The following is a 14,572-nucleotide window of genomic DNA, read 5'->3' as shown; positions in this document are numbered from 1 at the left end:
GCCCGTAGCTCAGCTGGATAGAGTACCTGGCTACGAACCAGGTGGTCAGAGGTTCGAATCCTCTCGGGCGCACCATACAGACAGCCTCGACGTCAGTCGGGGCTGTTTTTTTATGGGCGCCATTCCCGGTCGTGGGGCTCTGCTGCCCTGATGGCGATCGATGTGCCGCCGCATTGAACGACCCTTGTCGTGTCCACCACATCACTCCCTGTCTTCGTCCTACCTTCCCCCTATCCGGAACCAGACCCTGCCACTCGGCGTCTTGTCATCCCAGCCCCATGCCACCTCCAGCTGCTCACAGGCGCTGCTGCAGGTACGCTCTGTGCTCGTTGGCACCACGAGGGCGGCATGACCCCAGGCTCTGGACGTTGCGCGCCCTGGCGGCCGACAGCAGCTTTTGGCGGGCAAACAAAAAGGATGCCGAGGCATCCTTTCTTGTCTTCGTGGAGAGGGTCAGCTTTTCAGCCATTTGCGAATGCGGTTGGCATCGCCGATGGGGGTGCGTTTGCCCACGGAGTTGAGCAGCACTATGGCGAGCTCCTGACGGTCCGGCTTGGCACGCATCAGCAGGCAGCGGCCCGCCTCGTCGGTGTAGCCGGTCTTGGAGAGTCGCACGTCCCAGTCCGGGTTCTTCACCAGGGGATTGGTGTTGTTGAACATCAGGCTGTAGGCGGGGGTGCTGAAGCGCATCTCCTTGTTGGTGTCTTGGGTGAACTGGCGGATCAGCGGCTGGCGATAGGCGGCGGCGATGAGCCTGGCCAGATCCCGGGCGGTGGAGACGTTGCGGGTCGACAGGCCGGTGGAGTCGTAGAAACGGCTGTTGCGCATGCCAAGCTGTCTGGCCTTGTTGTTCATGGCGCGAATGAAGGCCGAGCGGCCACCCGGATAGTGGCGGGCGAGGGCAGAGGCCATGCGATTCTCGGAGGACATCAGCGCCAGGTGCAGGGCGTCACGGCGGCTCACCTTGGTGCCCATGCGCACCCGGGAGTAGGTGTGCTTGAGGTTGTCCCTGTCGTTCTGATCTATGGTCAGGGTCTGATTGAGGTTCTGGCGGGCATCCAGCACCACCAGGGCCGTCATCAGCTTGGTGAGGGAGGCGATGGGGCGCACCTGGGCAGGGTTCTTCTGATAGAGGGTCTTGCCCGTGTTGATGTCCATCACCAGGGCACTGCCTGATTTCAGTTGCAGCTTGGCCGGGTTGGGCGCCGCCAGGGCTGCCTGCGATCCGAGCAGTCCCATCAATCCACATACCAGCGCGATTGCGCGAATCCGACACCCCATACAACCGACTCCATCCACAGCGAAAAAAGGCGCTAGATTCACTCATTTTTGCCCTCGCTTTACAAGAGCGGGAGGGCGGAATTCGCCACTATTTCCATAAAAAAGGGCCGCCTCTCGGCGACCCCTGTGATTTCTCTCAGTCCCTGGAGACGTGGACCTTGCGTTTGCTCAGCCAGCGCCAGACCAGCGCTATCAAGCCGCCGACCAGCAGCACCAGGGGCAGGCAGAGGATGATGCTGAGGAACTGGGACTCATACTGCGCGGCCAGCTTGGTGTGGCTCAGGTAGTAACCCAGCCCGACCAGGGGGCAGATCCACATGATGGAGCTGATGAGGTTGACCACCAGGAAGCGGCCCTGGGGTATCTCGTTGGCGCCGACTATGTAGGGGTAGGCGGTGCGCACGAAGGCGATATAGCGGGCGGTGATCAGGGTGATGATGCCGTACTTGTTGAGCAGGTAGTGCACCTTCTCCTTGTGCTTCTCATCCAGGTGGGACATCAGCCTGTGGTACATCTGGGTGTGGCCGAGGAAGCGCCCCTGCATGTAGCCGAGCCAGGTGCCGACGAAGGTCGCCAGGATCAGCAGCGGGATGACGGCGAGCGGCAGTACCCCTTGATAGATGAGCACGCCGGTCAGGATCAGCAGGGTGTCACCGGGCAGGAAGGCGGTCGGGATGAAGCCATTTTCCAGCACCAGGAAGGTCAGCAGGACTATGTAGACCATGAAGACCATCTTGGGGTCGGACAGGGTCGCCAGATCCTGATTAATGAAGGCGTGAGCCAGGTGGTAAAACTGCTCCATACATGCAAACTCCGCAGGTTAGCTGGGTTGGTCGGTCAAGGGCATGGCAAGCACCTTGTCGATGCGCAGGCCGTCCATATCCACGATTTCCAGTTGCCACTGTTCCAGGGTGACCAGGTCTCCGGTCTGGGGAAGGCGGCCAAGGAGCAGCATGATAAGCCCTCCGAGGGTGTGATAGTGATGTTTTTCTTCTTCCGGCAGGCGAACCAGTTCCAGACAGTCCTTCAATTCCGGCAGCGGGATCAGGCCGTCGAGCAGCCAGCTGCCATCGGCACGCTGGAAGGCCCAGTTGTCCTCCCCGTCTTCCTGCTGGAAGTCGCCCGCCAGGGTTTCCAGCAGATCCTGCTGGGTGACCAGCCCCTGCAGCTCGCCGTATTCATCCACCACCAGCACCATGTGCTCGGCGTGGGCGCGGAAGTGGTTGAGCAGCTCCAGGCCGTTGAGGGTCTCCGGCAACAGGCTGCCGTCCTGGGTCAGGGCCGCCAGATCGATGGGCTCCCCCTTGATGTAGGCGTGCAGCACCTTGCTGACGTTGAGGATGCCCACCAGATCAGAGAGGCTGCCGTCACAGACCGGGAAGAAACTGTGGCGATACTCCACCAGGCGCTGCAGGTTGGTCTCGAGCGGCAGGGAGAGATCCAGATAGCGGATGTCGCTGCGGGGCACCATCAGGGAGGAGAGGCTGCGTTCGTCGAGGCGGAACACGTTCCGCAACATGGTGTGCTCGTGATCCTCGATGATCCCGGCCTCGGAGCCTTCCACCAGCATGGCGTGGATCTCCTCCTGGGTGACGTTGTTGCTGTTGTTCTGATCGACCCGCAGCAGACGCAGGCTGGCGTTGGTGGAGGCAGAGAGCAGCCAGACGAAGGGGCGGGTCAGGGTCGCCAGCCAGAGCATGGGGCGGGCCACCAGGCAGGCAATGCGCTCGGCATTGAGCTGACCGAGGCGCTTGGGCACCAGTTCCCCCACCACGATGGAGAGGTAGGTCACCAGCACCACGACGATCACGGTGGCGATCAGGCTGCTGCTCTTGGGAGGGAGGCCCCACTCCTGCAACCACTGTGCGAAGGGCTGGGCAAGCAGGGACTCGCCATAGATGCCGTTGAGCAGGCCTATGCTGGTGATGCCGATCTGGACGGCGGAGAGGAAATGGGTCGGATTCTCCCCCAGCTTGAGGGCGATGGCGGCAGAGCGGCTTCCCTCGCTGGCCATCTTGCTGAGACGGGCCTTGCGTGCGGTGACGATGGCGATTTCCGACATGGCGAAGACGCCATTGAGCAAAATCAATCCAAGCAGGATCAATATTTCCATACTGCAGCAGCACTCCCGGTAGAAAAGATCGCTGGCAGTGTAATGAATTTGCGGGCGCAGCGCTTGTGAAAGGAGGTGATTTGGCCCGTGAATTTTTCAATTTCTCCCGCTGCAAGGGGGCGTGAGCCCCTCACGGCGTCGTCGTCATGCTGGTTGCTGCACGATACAAGCGGGCTTGCCATCCGGGGGCGGAAAATGAAAAGCCCCCGATAGACGGGGGCTTTTTGCGCTCGGGAGGGGCACTTAAAGGGCGGCGATCTCGGCCTGCTGGGCTTCCAGCTTGGTCAGCTGGAGACGGTAATCTTCCAGCTTCTCGCGCTCCTTGGCGATGACGGCTTCCGGCGCCTTGGCGACGAAGGCCTCGTTGCCGAGCTTGCCTTCGATGCGACCGCACTCGCCGACCAGCTTGGCGACCTCTTTGGCCAGACGGGCCAGTTCGGCCTCCTTGTCGATGAGGCCCGCCATCGGGATCATCAGCTCGGTGGCACCGATCAGCTTCTTCACCGACAGGGGGGCGACTTCACCTTCGCCAAGCACGCGGATGGACTCCATACGGGCCAGGGACTTGAGGAAGGCCTCGTTGTCACCGGCACGCTGGCTATCCTTGCCATCGCACTTGAGCAGCACGTTGAGGGCCACGCTCGGCGCCACGTTCATCTCGGCGCGGATGTTGCGGATGCCGACGATGAACTCCTTCACCCACTCCTGATCCGCCATGGCGGCTTCGTCTACCTTGGCGGCATCGAACTCCGGGAAGGCCTGCAGCATGATGGTGTCGGCGTTGACACCGGTCAGCGGGGCCACCGACTTCCAGATGGTCTCGGTGATGAAGGGGATGATGGGATGCGCCAGACGCAGCAGGGTCTCCAAAACAGTCACGAGCGTGTGACGGGTGGCGCGCTGCTCGGCCTCCGAGCCCTTGCCCAGCACCGGCTTGGTCAGCTCCAGATACCAGTCGCAGAACTGGTTCCAGATAAATTCGTACAAGACGCCTGCCGCGATATCGAAGCGGTAGGTATCGAGCGCGGTACGGAAGTCACGGATGGCCAGCTGCAGCTGGGACTGGATCCAGCGATCCGCCAGGCTGAACTGCATCTCGCCGCCGTGCAGGCCGCAATCCTGATCCTCGGTGTTCATCAGCACATAGCGGGAGGCGTTCCACAGCTTGTTGCAGAAGTTGTTGTAGCCATCCAGGCGCTTCATGTCCCAGTTGATGTCACGACCTGTAGAGGCCAGCGCCGCCAGGGTGAAGCGCAGGGCGTCGGTACCGTGGGCCTCGATCCCTTCCGGGAACTGCTTGGCGGTGCGCTTGCCGATCTTCTCGGCCATCTGCGGCTGCATCATGTTGCCGGTGCGCTTCTCCAGCAGATCTTCCAGGGAGATGCCGTCGATCATGTCGAGGGGGTCCAGCACGTTGCCCTTGGACTTGGACATCTTCTGGCCTTCTTCGTCACGGATAAGGCCTGTGATGTAGACGGTCTTGAACGGGACCTGCGGCTGGCCGTTCTCGTCCTTGATGAAGTGCATGGTCATCATGATCATCCGGGCAATCCAGAAGAAGATGATGTCGAAGCCGCTCATCAGCACGTCGGTCGGGTGAAAGGTCTTGAGCGCCTCTGTGTTGTTCGGCCAGCCCAGGGTGGAGAAGGTCCACAGAGCGGAGCTGAACCAGGTGTCGAGCACGTCTTCGTCCTGACGCAGCACGGTCACGGACGGGATGCTGTGCTTGGCACGCACTTCCGCCTCGTCACGGCCCACGTAGACGTTGCCGGCGTCGTCATACCAGGCCGGGATGCGGTGGCCCCACCACAGCTGACGGGAGACGCACCAGTCCTGAATGTCGCGCATCCAGGAGAAGTACATGTTTTCGTACTGTTTCGGCACGAACTGGATGCGGCCATCTTCCACCGCCTCGATGGCGGTCTTGGCCATGGGCGCCACGCGCACGTACCACTGGTCGGTCAGCATGGGCTCGATGGGCACGCCGCCGCGATCGCCGTAGGGCTGCTGCAGCACGTGATCCTTGATCTCGGCCAGCAGCCCCAGCTCGTCCAGCTTGGCGACGATGGCCTTGCGGGCGGCGAAGCGCTCCATGCCGGCGAACTCGGTCGGCAGGGCGGCGTCATAGGCGGTGCTGGGGTTGCCGTTGGTGTCGACCACTTCGGCCTCGGCGCGCACGTGGGCGTCCAGGGTGAAGATGTTGATCATCGGCAGGTTGTGGCGCTTGCCCACTTCGTTGTCGTTGAAGTCGTGAGCCGGGGTGATCTTCACGCAGCCGGTGCCCTTCTCCATGTCGGCGTGTTCGTCGGCGACGATGGGGATCAGGCGGTTCACCAGCGGCAGCAGTATGTGCTGGCCGATCAGCGCCTTGTAGCGCGGGTCTTCCGGGTTCACTGCCACGGCGGTATCGCCCAGCATGGTCTCCGGACGGGTGGTGGCGACGATCAGGTGATCCTGGCCCTCGGCAGTCTTGGCGCCGTTGGCCAGGGGATAGCGCAGGTGCCACATGTGGCCCTTGATCTCGCGGTTTTCCACTTCCAGGTCGGAGATGGCGGTGTTGAGCTTGGGATCCCAGTTCACCAGACGCTTGCCGCGGTACATCAGGCCATCTTCGTAGAGACGCACGAACACTTCCTGGACGGCGCTCGAGAGGCCCTCATCCATGGTGAAGCGCTCGCGCTCCCAATCCACGGAGTCGCCCAGACGACGCATCTGGCGGGTGATGGTGCCGCCGGACTCTTCCTTCCACTGCCAGATCTTGTCGATGAAGGCATCACGGCCGTAGTCGTGACGGGTCTTGCCCTCTTCGGCGGCGATCTTGCGCTCAACCACCATCTGGGTGGCGATACCGGCATGGTCGGTACCCGCCTGCCACAGGGTGTTCTTGCCCTGCATGCGGTTGTAGCGGATCAGGGTGTCCATCAGGGTCTGCTGGAAGGCGTGACCCATGTGCAGGCTGCCGGTGACGTTCGGCGGCGGGATCATGATGCAGAAGGAGTCTTTGCTGGTGTCGCCGTGGGGCTTGAAGTAACCCTGGGCTTCCCAGTGCTGATAGAGCGCCTGTTCGATGGCGTTGTGATTAAAAGTCTTTTCCATGGTCTCGCCGTATTCTGGATGGATGGAGTCTGGTGTTGGGTCGTCGTGGATCGAAGGTGGCGCAGTCAGGGCTGCGCCGGATCCGGTGCGGCAAGGACGGGCTGATCCCTCATCTCGAGGGTGTGGCCCGCCTGGCGATAGTGCTTGTAGCGCTCGCGGGCTTGCTGCTTTTGCGTTTCGTCAGTGGGGACAAAATCTACCACTTGAGCGAAGTGTCCTGCAAACAAAGGTGTCTGCTCGGCCAGGTTGATGAGGCGGGCATAGCGCCGCTTCGGTGGCTGATGGCCTATCTCCACCGGGGCCTGGCCGCTCTCCCCCTGCAACTGGTGCGGCACGAAACGATCCGGCGGCAGTTGCCACAGCAGCTCGTCCAGGCGCAGGGCCTGAGCCTCGTCGTTGCAAAACAGATAGAGGTGGCCGGCACTCCAGCCATCGGCTGCCAGCTGGCAGGCGAGGCGCTCGACCGCAGACGCCTGAGCGTCGTCCGGCTCACTCATCAGGTAAAAGGTCACTTGGCTCATCAGGTTGGTCCCGTTTGGCTGTGACGGACAGCGATTGGCCGTCTGCAGGGCGCCGTGCCAGGCACGGTCTTCCCGGATTCTCTCAATGAAACAAGGAAGAGGCGAGCCTCTTCCTTGTGGTACCACTCCCCTGATGCGGGCATCCGAAGAGAGGGGTTACTCCTTGTCTTCGACGTCCGCCACGCCGGCTCGATTGAGCAGGAACTGGGTGAGCAGCGGCACGGGGCGACCGGTGGAGCCTTTATCCTTGCCGCTCTTCCAGGCGGTCCCTGCGATATCCAGGTGGGCCCAGTTGTACTTCTTGGTGAAGCGCGACAGGAAGGCGGCGGCCGTGATGGTGCCGGCCGGACGGCCGCCGATGTTGGCCATGTCCGCAAACGGGCTCTCCAGCTGCTCCTGATACTCGTCGAACAGGGGCAGACGCCAGGCGCGGTCACCGGCCTGCTCGGAGGCGTTGAGCAGCTCGTGGGCCAAAGGGTTGTGGTTCGCCAGCAGACCCGAGGTGTGGTGACCCAGGGCGATGATGCAGGCGCCGGTCAGGGTCGCCACGTCGATCACGGTCTCGGGATCGTAGCGGTCCACATAGGTGAGGGCATCGCACAGCACCAGGCGACCCTCGGCGTCGGTGTTGAGCACCTCGACGGTCTGGCCGGACATGGTGGTGAGGATGTCACCTGGGCGATAGGCGTTGCCGCCCGGCATGTTCTCGCAGCCTGCCAGCACGCCGATGACGTTGATGGGCAGCTGCAACTGGGCCAGGGCATGCATGGTGCCGAGCACGGAGGCGGCGCCGCCCATGTCGTACTTCATCTCGTCCATGCCGTCCGCCGGCTTGATGGAGATGCCGCCGGAGTCGAAGGTCAGCCCCTTGCCCACCAGCACTATGGGCTTGGCGTCGGCGTTGCCCTTGTACTCTATGATGGCCATCATGGCTTCGTTCTCGGAGCCGCGGGCCACCGCCAGATAGGAGTTCATGCCGAGTTCGGCCATCTCCTGCTCGCCGATCACCTTGGTGGTGATGTTGTCATAGGCATCCGCCAGACGGCGGGCCTGGGAGGCGAGGTAGGCCGGATTGCAGACGTTGGGCGGCATGTTCGCCACGTCGCGGCAGATGCGCACCCCTTTGGCCACGGCCAGGCCGTGGGTGATGGCGCGCTCGCCTATGGTCAGTTCCCGACGGGTCGGCACGTTGAAGACCAGCTTGCGCAACGGGCGGCGTGGCTCGGCCTTGTTGGTCTTGAACTGATCGAAGCTGTAGAGGCCCGCCTTGGTGGTTTCCACCGCCTGACGCACCTTCCAGTAGGTATCCCGACCCTTGACGTGCAGCTCGGTCAGGAAGCAGACAGCCTCCATGGAGCCTGTCTCGTTCAGGGTGGTGATGGTCTTGTTGATGATCTGCTTGTACTGGCGTTCGTCGAGTTCCCGCTCCTTGCCGCAACCGACCAGCAGCACGCGCTCGCTGAGCACGCCCGGTACTTGATGCAGCAACAGCATCTGGCCTGGTTTGCCTTCCAGATCGCCGCGGCGCAGCAGCGAGCTGAGGTAGCCGTCGCTGATCTTGTCCAGCTGTTCGGCAACCGGAGAGAGGCGGCGAGGCTCAAATACGCCGACCACGACGCAGGCGCTGCGTTGCTTCTCAGGACTGCCACTCTTTACACTGAACTCCATGGAATCTCCTACATCCTAAAGACAAAAGGCACCATTTATTGAATAATGCGGTGCTTGTTGGGGTATCAGAGGCGGAGCGAACAGCCACAGGCTCCGCAGTTCAAACTGGTAAAAATCCAATATAGGGCCCTATTTTTCAGGCATTCGACTAAAAACACAAGTTTACTTGGGAATGACTGTGATCGTTTTCCGATATTTGTTCAGGGAGACCCTGAAAACCCAGCTGGCGGTGCTGTTCGTACTGCTGCTTATCTTCGTCAGCCAGCAATTTATCCAGATCATTGGCGATGCCGCCGATGGCGAGGTGCCGACGCGCCTGGTTTCCACCCTCTTGCTGCTCAACCTGCCGAATATGGCCCTGTTGATGCTGCCTATCAGTCTGTTTTTAGCCATTCTGTTTGCTCACGGTCGTTTGTATGCGGAAAGCGAGATGACGGTGATGCATGCGGTGGGCTTCAGCCACCGCTTCGTGATGGGCAGCGCCCTGCTGCTGGCCCTGCTGACGGCCGCCGTGGCGGTCTTCAACACCGGCTGGATAGCCCCCCAGGCCAAGGAGCGCGAGTACCAGGTGATCGACGAGTTCAAGGCCGATCCCGGTATCTCCTTCCTGCAGGCCGGTCGTTTCATGGAGCTCGACAAGGGGCGTCTGGTGGCCTACATCCAGGATCTGAATGACAAGGGCTCCGAGTTGCAGAAGATCTTCGTGCTGCAGCGGGCCGAAGGGGGCTCGCCCCCTTCCGTGGTGGTGGCCAACGAGGGACAGGTGACCGCCGACAGCAACGGCCTGCAGTGGCTGACCCTGAAGGATGGCTCCCGTTACGAGGGCCAGTTCACCGGCAAGCAGTTCCAGGTCTCTGATTTCAGCGAATACAGCCTGGTGATCCGTCAGCAGGAGATGGAGCGCTCCAACCGCAAGGCGGCGGCCAAGCCGACCCTGGAGCTGCTCGGTACCCAGAGCAACCAGCTGATGGCCGAGTTGCAGTGGCGTTTGTCGCTGCCCCTCTCCATCCTGGTGCTCACCTTCCTGGTGGTGCCGCTGGCCAGGGTCAACCCGCGGCAGGGGCGTTACGCCAAGCTGCTGCCGGCCATACTGCTCTATCTCTCCTATTTCCTGCTGCTCAGCGCCGCCCGGTCGGCCATCGACAGCGGGCGTCTGCCCCACTGGCCCGGCATGTTCCTGGTGCCACTGGTCTATCTGCTGCTGATCGGGCTGCCGCTCAACCTGCAGGGCACCAGCTGGTGGAACGGGGTCAAGAGTCACTTTGTCAAAGGCAAGTCAGCATGATGCTGCAACCTGGGAGTCTCTGCTGATGTTTGGCATTCTCGATAGACATGACAGTCGGGTCATTTTTGATGCCGATCTGGTGCACCGTATTGCAGGAGAAATCAGCATGAAGCGACAAGATAGGGGGCTCGGCTGATGTTTGGCATTCTCGATAGATATATCGGCAGGGTCATCTTCATGTCGATCCTGCTGTGCGAACTGACCCTGGTCGGGCTGGCGGCGCTCATCAAGTATGTGGAGCAGTTGAAAGCCGTGGGGGAGGGCAACTACGACATGCTCAATGCCCTCTATTTCGTGCTGCTCTCCATGCCCAAGGAGGCGGTGCTCTTCTTCCCGCTGGCCGCCTTGCTGGGTGGCCTCATCGGTCTCGGCCAGCTGGCCACCAGCTCGGAGCTGGTGGTGATGCAGGCGGCGGGCCGCTCCAAGATCAGCATCGTCATGGCGGCGCTCAAGACGGCTATCCCCCTGATGCTGCTGGTGGGCCTGATGGGCGAGTACGTAGCCCCGGCCGCCAAGCGGATGGCGGATGACATCAAGGCGGGTGCCATGTCGGAAGGGCGACTCACCGTCTCGGCCTACGGGGTCTGGGCGCGGGATGGCAACAACTTCGTCAACATCAACGGAGTGCGCAACGACGGCGCCCTGACCGGCATCACCCTGTATCGTTTCACCCCGTCCCGCAACCTGATCGACGTGGTCCAGGCGCAGGAGGGGGTGTTCGAGCAGCATCACTGGCTGCTCAAGCAGGTGCACATCACCCGTTTCGACGATCCCAAGCAGATCCTGGACGAGAAACATGCCGAGATGGCGTGGCAGTCCGAGCTGACCCCCAAGCAGCTGGGGGTGGTGAGCATAGATCCCGAGAACCTGCCCATCTCGGGACTGCGGGACTACATCGGCTATCTGGATGCCAACAAGCAGGATGCCGGGCGCTACAAGCTGGAGATGTGGCGCAAGCTGCTGTCGCCGCTCTCTGTGGTGGCCATGATCTTGCTCGCCTCCTCCTTCATCTTCGGCCCGCTGCGCTCGGTGAGCATGGGGGCCCGGATGCTGATGGGGATCATGACCGGCTTCGCGGTCTATGTGAGCGATCGGGTGTTCGGCCCGGTCAGCCTGGTGTATGCGGTGCCGCCCATTCTGGCCGCCGTTGCGCCCAGCCTGCTGTTCGGCGGCATCTCCTTCTATATCCTGAGCCGCAAGCAGTAGCGGCCTGTATTGGCCAACAAGAAGGGCACCCACTGGGTGCCCTTCTTGTTTCTCATCTCGTACTCACCAGGTCACTTGTTCAGCTGCTCCAGGTTCTCCTGCTTGCTCAGTACCACCACTTCACACTCGGCCCAGATGTCCTGGAAGGCGCGGGGCCGCTCGCGATTGAACACGCACATCAGGTTGCCGAGGCCGAAGGCCGAGGTCGCGAGCCGGATCAGGGCCTGGGTGATGCGAATGTTGCTGCCGTCCAGATTCTGGATGCGCAGACGCCAGGCGCGCATGCCTATGGTCTGGCCGGCACGGGTCCAGAACCAGGTGTAGAAGCCGCAGATCACCAGGGCGAGCCAGGCGCTGTAGAGAGGGCTGGTCAGCAGCCAGGCCGCATCCTTGCCCTCGGGGACTGTCGCCATCCCGGTGGCCAGCAGCAGTTGCGCCACTCCCATGCCGATGAAACCGGCGATGATCAGCAAGGCGATGACCACCAGGTAGTCATAGAGCAGGGCACCCAGGCGCCGCAGCAGGCCGGCCGAAGGGTGCTGGGGGGGAGGCTGGAGAGAGGAGGGGGTCTTGCGCTTGGCCATGATGATTATTCCATTAATATGATGCGGGCATTCTATGTAACTGGCCGAACATCGGCAAGGCGTTGAATAATTGAGCAAACGACGGCCGCGCAAGAAAAACACCTTGCATGCCAAAACGCCATTCGTATAATCCCTCGCAGTTGCCCGGGTGGCGAAATCGGTAGACGCAGCGGATTCAAAATCCGCCGTTGCAAGACGTGTCGGTTCGAGTCCGACCCCGGGCACCATTCAGATTCCATGACAAAAGGCCATCCTCGCGGATGGCCTTTTGTTTTTCCGGGTGGTCTCGATACTTGTCCCCTCAGACCCTCAGACCCTCAGACCCTCAGACCCTCAGACCCTCGGATCCTCAGTCGATATTCTGCGCGATGCGCCACAGCACGCCGGAGGGGTCGTACAGGCAGAACTCCTTCATGCGCCAGGGCTGGGTGACGATCTCGGTCACCTTGACGCCGTAGCGGCTGGCGACCTGGCTCGCCTCCACCTGGGCCCGCCAGGCGCTTACGTCCTCCACCAGGATGTGCATCATGAAGTGCTCGGCCAGCGCCTCGTGGTAATGATCCTGCAGCAGGAAGCTCGCCTCCCCGACATGGAAGTAGGCCACCCCGTCGCCGTCGGAGGCCAGGGTGAACCCGAGATCCTGATAGAACTGCCTGGAGAGGCTGAAGTCGCGGGCAGGCACGAATGCCTTGATTTCGGTCACGGTGAGATTGGGCATGGGTTCCTCGTTCGGGTGACAGGGCAAACCTGGTTGCGCCAGTATGGCCCGAAAGATCGGGGGCAGGCCAGATCCGGCGCTGCATCCCCCTCTGTGATCCCCTCCTTCCCCTCGGATGGGTGAATCGCCCCCGCTGTCATCATTTGATTATTTAATGCAAACGCATCTTTCATTTGTTCAATAAATGATCTCGAGGGCAAAACGGGCCCCCGTTGCCCCGGGATCCTCCCCGTTTGGGCGCCCAGTTGCCATCTTGGTGCAGTTGCCCGGCACTGCACAGCCGAAGTGCGCCTCCCTTACTGATAGTGGGCAGGATGCGCCAATATGGTGCATCAAATGGAGTAACCAAAGTCAAGCAATTGAAAATAAAGGATTATATTTTTTGGCCTGCTTTATGCTTTAGATAACCCAGGTCGCCATGAAGAGCCCGCCGCGTCATGCCCGAGGGGGTGGGCAAGCTGGATGTGACGATGCGTGCAAGTGGCCAAGTTTGACATTCATATCAGGAAATGGACCCGGCCGGGTGCCGGGACGACAAGGAGAGGGCTGTATGTTCAAGAGACTCGTAATGACTGGCCTGCTGGCGCTGAGCGCCACCATGGCCGCCCCAGGTTGGGCCGAAGAGGTGGCCGCGCAGGCCGAGGTGGTGCAGGCTGCCGCGACCGTGACCATCAACAAGGGGGACAACACCTGGCTGATGCTGGCGTCCGCCCTGGTGATCCTGATGTCCATCCCGGGGCTGGCCCTGTTCTACGGTGGCCTGGTGCGCGCCAAGAACATGCTGAGCGTGCTGATGCAGGTGTTCACCCTGTTCTGCCTGATCACCGTGCTCTGGGTCATCTACGGCTATTCGCTGACCTTCACCGAGGGCGGGGCCTTCTACGGTTCCTTCGACAAGCTCTTGCTGGTCGGGGTGACGCCTGAGTCGATCGCCGCCACCTTCAGCAAGGGGGTGGGGATCAGCGAGTTCATCTATGTGGTGTTCCAGGGGGCCTTTGCCGCCATCACCTGCGGGCTCATCGTCGGTGCCTTCGCCGAGCGGATGAAGTTCTCTGCCGTGCTGCTGTTCGCCGTGATCTGGTTCACCTTCGCCTACATTCCGATGGCGCACATGGTGTGGTACTGGGCCGGTCCGGATGCCTACACGGATGCCGCCGCCGCCGAGGCTGCCGGTGCCACCGCAGGCTATCTGTTCCAGCACGGCGCCCTCGATTTCGCCGGCGGTACTGTGGTGCACATCAACGCGGCGGTCGCCGGTCTGGTCGGTGCCTTCATGGTGGGCAAGCGGGTTGGCTACGGTCGTGATCCCATGGCTCCCCACAGCCTGACCATGACCATGATAGGGGCCGCCCTGCTCTGGTTCGGCTGGTTCGGCTTCAACGCCGGCTCCGCGCTGGAAGCCAACGGCACGGCCGCCCTGGCCTTCGTCAACACCTGGCTGGCGCCAGCGGGTGCGGCGCTCTCCTGGACCTTGGCCGAATGGGTGATGAAGGGTCGTCCCTCCCTGCTGGGTGCCGTGTCCGGTGCGGTAGCGGGCCTGGTGGCCATCACTCCTGCCGCCGGTTTCGTCGGTGTCGGTGGTGCCCTCATCATAGGTCTGCTGAGCGGTGTGGCCGGTCTGTGGGGGGTGCATGGCCTCAAGCGCCTGCTGGGGGCCGATGACAGCCTGGACGTGTTCGGCCTGCACGGGGTGTGCGGTATCCTGGGGGCCGTGCTGACCGGGGTGTTCGCCAGCCCGGATCTGGGTGGCACCGGGGTGTGGGACTATGTGACCAACCAGGTGGCCGAGGGCTACTCCATCCTGACCCAGGTGAAGATCCAGGTCATAGGTGTGCTGGTGACGGTGGCATGGACTGCCCTGGTCTCCGCCGTGGCCTACAAGCTGGTGGATCTGCTGATTGGCCTGCGGGTCAAGGAAGATGCCGAGCGGGAAGGGCTGGATGTCACCAGCCATGGGGAGAAAGCCTACAGCCTGTGATCCCCTCAGACGCCCGTTTACCACCTGCCGCCGGCCTTGTCCGGCGGTTTTTTTATGGCGCCCCATGAGGCGCCCCCCATCCAGCGTGCTCTGATCCTGCCTGCCGTTATTTCCTTCCAGGG

At 62.0% G+C, this 14,572-nt stretch carries 11 protein-coding genes and 1 tRNA gene; 4 read left to right on the top strand and 8 right to left on the bottom strand.

Annotation, left to right across the window (positions count from 1 at the left end; translation table 11 throughout):
- Window positions 1-453 precede the first annotated feature (453 nt).
- From pbpG to pepA, 6 genes are all read right to left on the bottom strand, one after another.
- The gene (pbpG, locus tag HB860_RS16215; RefSeq protein WP_139438681.1) at window positions 454-1,281 is read right to left on the bottom strand and encodes a D-alanyl-D-alanine endopeptidase; all 828 of its coding nucleotides are present in this window, start codon (window positions 1,279-1,281) and stop codon (window positions 454-456) included.
- Window positions 1,282-1,417: 136 nt separating this feature from the next.
- Window positions 1,418-2,083: a DedA family protein gene (locus HB860_RS16210; RefSeq protein ID WP_025325626.1), complete on the bottom strand. Its 666-nt coding sequence runs from the start codon at window positions 2,081-2,083 to the stop codon at window positions 1,418-1,420.
- A gap of 18 nt (window positions 2,084-2,101) precedes the next feature.
- Window positions 2,102-3,394 (bottom strand): hemolysin family protein, encoded by a 1,293-nt coding sequence (locus tag HB860_RS16205; protein WP_247627294.1) that lies wholly within the window; start codon window positions 3,392-3,394, stop codon window positions 2,102-2,104.
- Window positions 3,395-3,637: 243 nt separating this feature from the next.
- Window positions 3,638-6,490, bottom strand: coding sequence for a valine--tRNA ligase (locus HB860_RS16200; protein WP_247627293.1), 2,853 nt, complete (start codon window positions 6,488-6,490; stop codon window positions 3,638-3,640).
- Window positions 6,491-6,555: 65 nt separating this feature from the next.
- Window positions 6,556-7,011 (bottom strand): DNA polymerase III subunit chi, encoded by a 456-nt coding sequence (locus HB860_RS16195; RefSeq protein ID WP_025325629.1) that lies wholly within the window; start codon window positions 7,009-7,011, stop codon window positions 6,556-6,558.
- A gap of 156 nt (window positions 7,012-7,167) precedes the next feature.
- Entirely contained in the window at window positions 7,168-8,679 is a 1,512-nt protein-coding gene (pepA, locus tag HB860_RS16190) for a leucyl aminopeptidase (protein ID WP_041206455.1), read from the bottom strand.
- 172 nt (window positions 8,680-8,851) lie between these two features.
- On the opposite strand from pepA, the gene lptF reads away from it, so the two are divergent.
- Together lptF and lptG are read left to right on the top strand one after the other, a co-directional pair.
- Complete coding sequence (gene lptF, locus HB860_RS16185) at window positions 8,852-9,964, top strand: LPS export ABC transporter permease LptF (RefSeq protein ID WP_247627292.1); 1,113 nt, start codon at window positions 8,852-8,854, stop codon at window positions 9,962-9,964.
- 135 nt (window positions 9,965-10,099) lie between these two features.
- Window positions 10,100-11,170, top strand: coding sequence for an LPS export ABC transporter permease LptG (gene lptG, locus HB860_RS16180; RefSeq protein WP_202047455.1), 1,071 nt, complete (start codon window positions 10,100-10,102; stop codon window positions 11,168-11,170).
- A 71-nt stretch (window positions 11,171-11,241) separates the two neighbouring features.
- Here lptG and HB860_RS16175 read toward each other — a convergent pair whose 3' ends face one another.
- Entirely contained in the window at window positions 11,242-11,754 is a 513-nt protein-coding gene (locus tag HB860_RS16175; RefSeq protein WP_247627291.1) for an RDD family protein, read from the bottom strand.
- A 142-nt stretch (window positions 11,755-11,896) separates the two neighbouring features.
- On the opposite strand from HB860_RS16175, the gene HB860_RS16170 reads away from it, so the two are divergent.
- Window positions 11,897-11,981, top strand: a tRNA-Leu gene (locus tag HB860_RS16170).
- Window positions 11,982-12,103: 122 nt separating this feature from the next.
- Here the strand turns inward: HB860_RS16170 and HB860_RS16165 are convergent.
- Window positions 12,104-12,472: a VOC family protein gene (locus HB860_RS16165; RefSeq protein WP_139438663.1), complete on the bottom strand. Its 369-nt coding sequence runs from the start codon at window positions 12,470-12,472 to the stop codon at window positions 12,104-12,106.
- Window positions 12,473-13,022: 550 nt separating this feature from the next.
- Here HB860_RS16165 and amt point away from each other — a divergent pair.
- Window positions 13,023-14,450: an ammonium transporter gene (amt, locus tag HB860_RS16160; protein ID WP_139436913.1), complete on the top strand. Its 1,428-nt coding sequence runs from the start codon at window positions 13,023-13,025 to the stop codon at window positions 14,448-14,450.
- The last annotated feature ends 122 nt before the right edge of the window (window positions 14,451-14,572 follow it).

The organism is Aeromonas genomosp. paramedia (genome assembly GCF_023093515.1).
GTDB lineage: Bacteria > Pseudomonadota > Gammaproteobacteria > Enterobacterales > Aeromonadaceae > Aeromonas.
This window is presented reverse-complemented; position numbering and strand designations above follow the sequence as displayed.

Excerpts from the sequence above, each read along its gene's own strand:
- pbpG (WP_139438681.1), bottom strand. The coding sequence starts at position 1,281 with ATGGGGTGTCGGATTCGCGCAATCGCGCTGGTATGTGGATTGATGGGA.
- HB860_RS16195 (WP_025325629.1), bottom strand. The coding sequence starts at position 7,011 with ATGAGCCAAGTGACCTTTTACCTGATGAGTGAGCCGGACGACGCTCAG.
- lptG (WP_202047455.1), top strand. The coding sequence starts at position 10,100 with ATGTTTGGCATTCTCGATAGATATATCGGCAGGGTCATCTTCATGTCG.
- HB860_RS16175 (WP_247627291.1), bottom strand. The coding sequence starts at position 11,754 with ATGGCCAAGCGCAAGACCCCCTCCTCTCTCCAGCCTCCCCCCCAGCAC.
- HB860_RS16165 (WP_139438663.1), bottom strand. The coding sequence starts at position 12,472 with ATGCCCAATCTCACCGTGACCGAAATCAAGGCATTCGTGCCTGCCCGC.
- HB860_RS16200 (WP_247627293.1), bottom strand. The coding sequence starts at position 6,490 with ATGGAAAAGACTTTTAATCACAACGCCATCGAACAGGCGCTCTATCAG.
- amt (WP_139436913.1), top strand. The coding sequence starts at position 13,023 with ATGTTCAAGAGACTCGTAATGACTGGCCTGCTGGCGCTGAGCGCCACC.
- pepA (WP_041206455.1), bottom strand. The coding sequence starts at position 8,679 with ATGGAGTTCAGTGTAAAGAGTGGCAGTCCTGAGAAGCAACGCAGCGCC.
- HB860_RS16205 (WP_247627294.1), bottom strand. The coding sequence starts at position 3,394 with ATGGAAATATTGATCCTGCTTGGATTGATTTTGCTCAATGGCGTCTTC.
- lptF (WP_247627292.1), top strand. The coding sequence starts at position 8,852 with ATGACTGTGATCGTTTTCCGATATTTGTTCAGGGAGACCCTGAAAACC.
- HB860_RS16210 (WP_025325626.1), bottom strand. The coding sequence starts at position 2,083 with ATGGAGCAGTTTTACCACCTGGCTCACGCCTTCATTAATCAGGATCTG.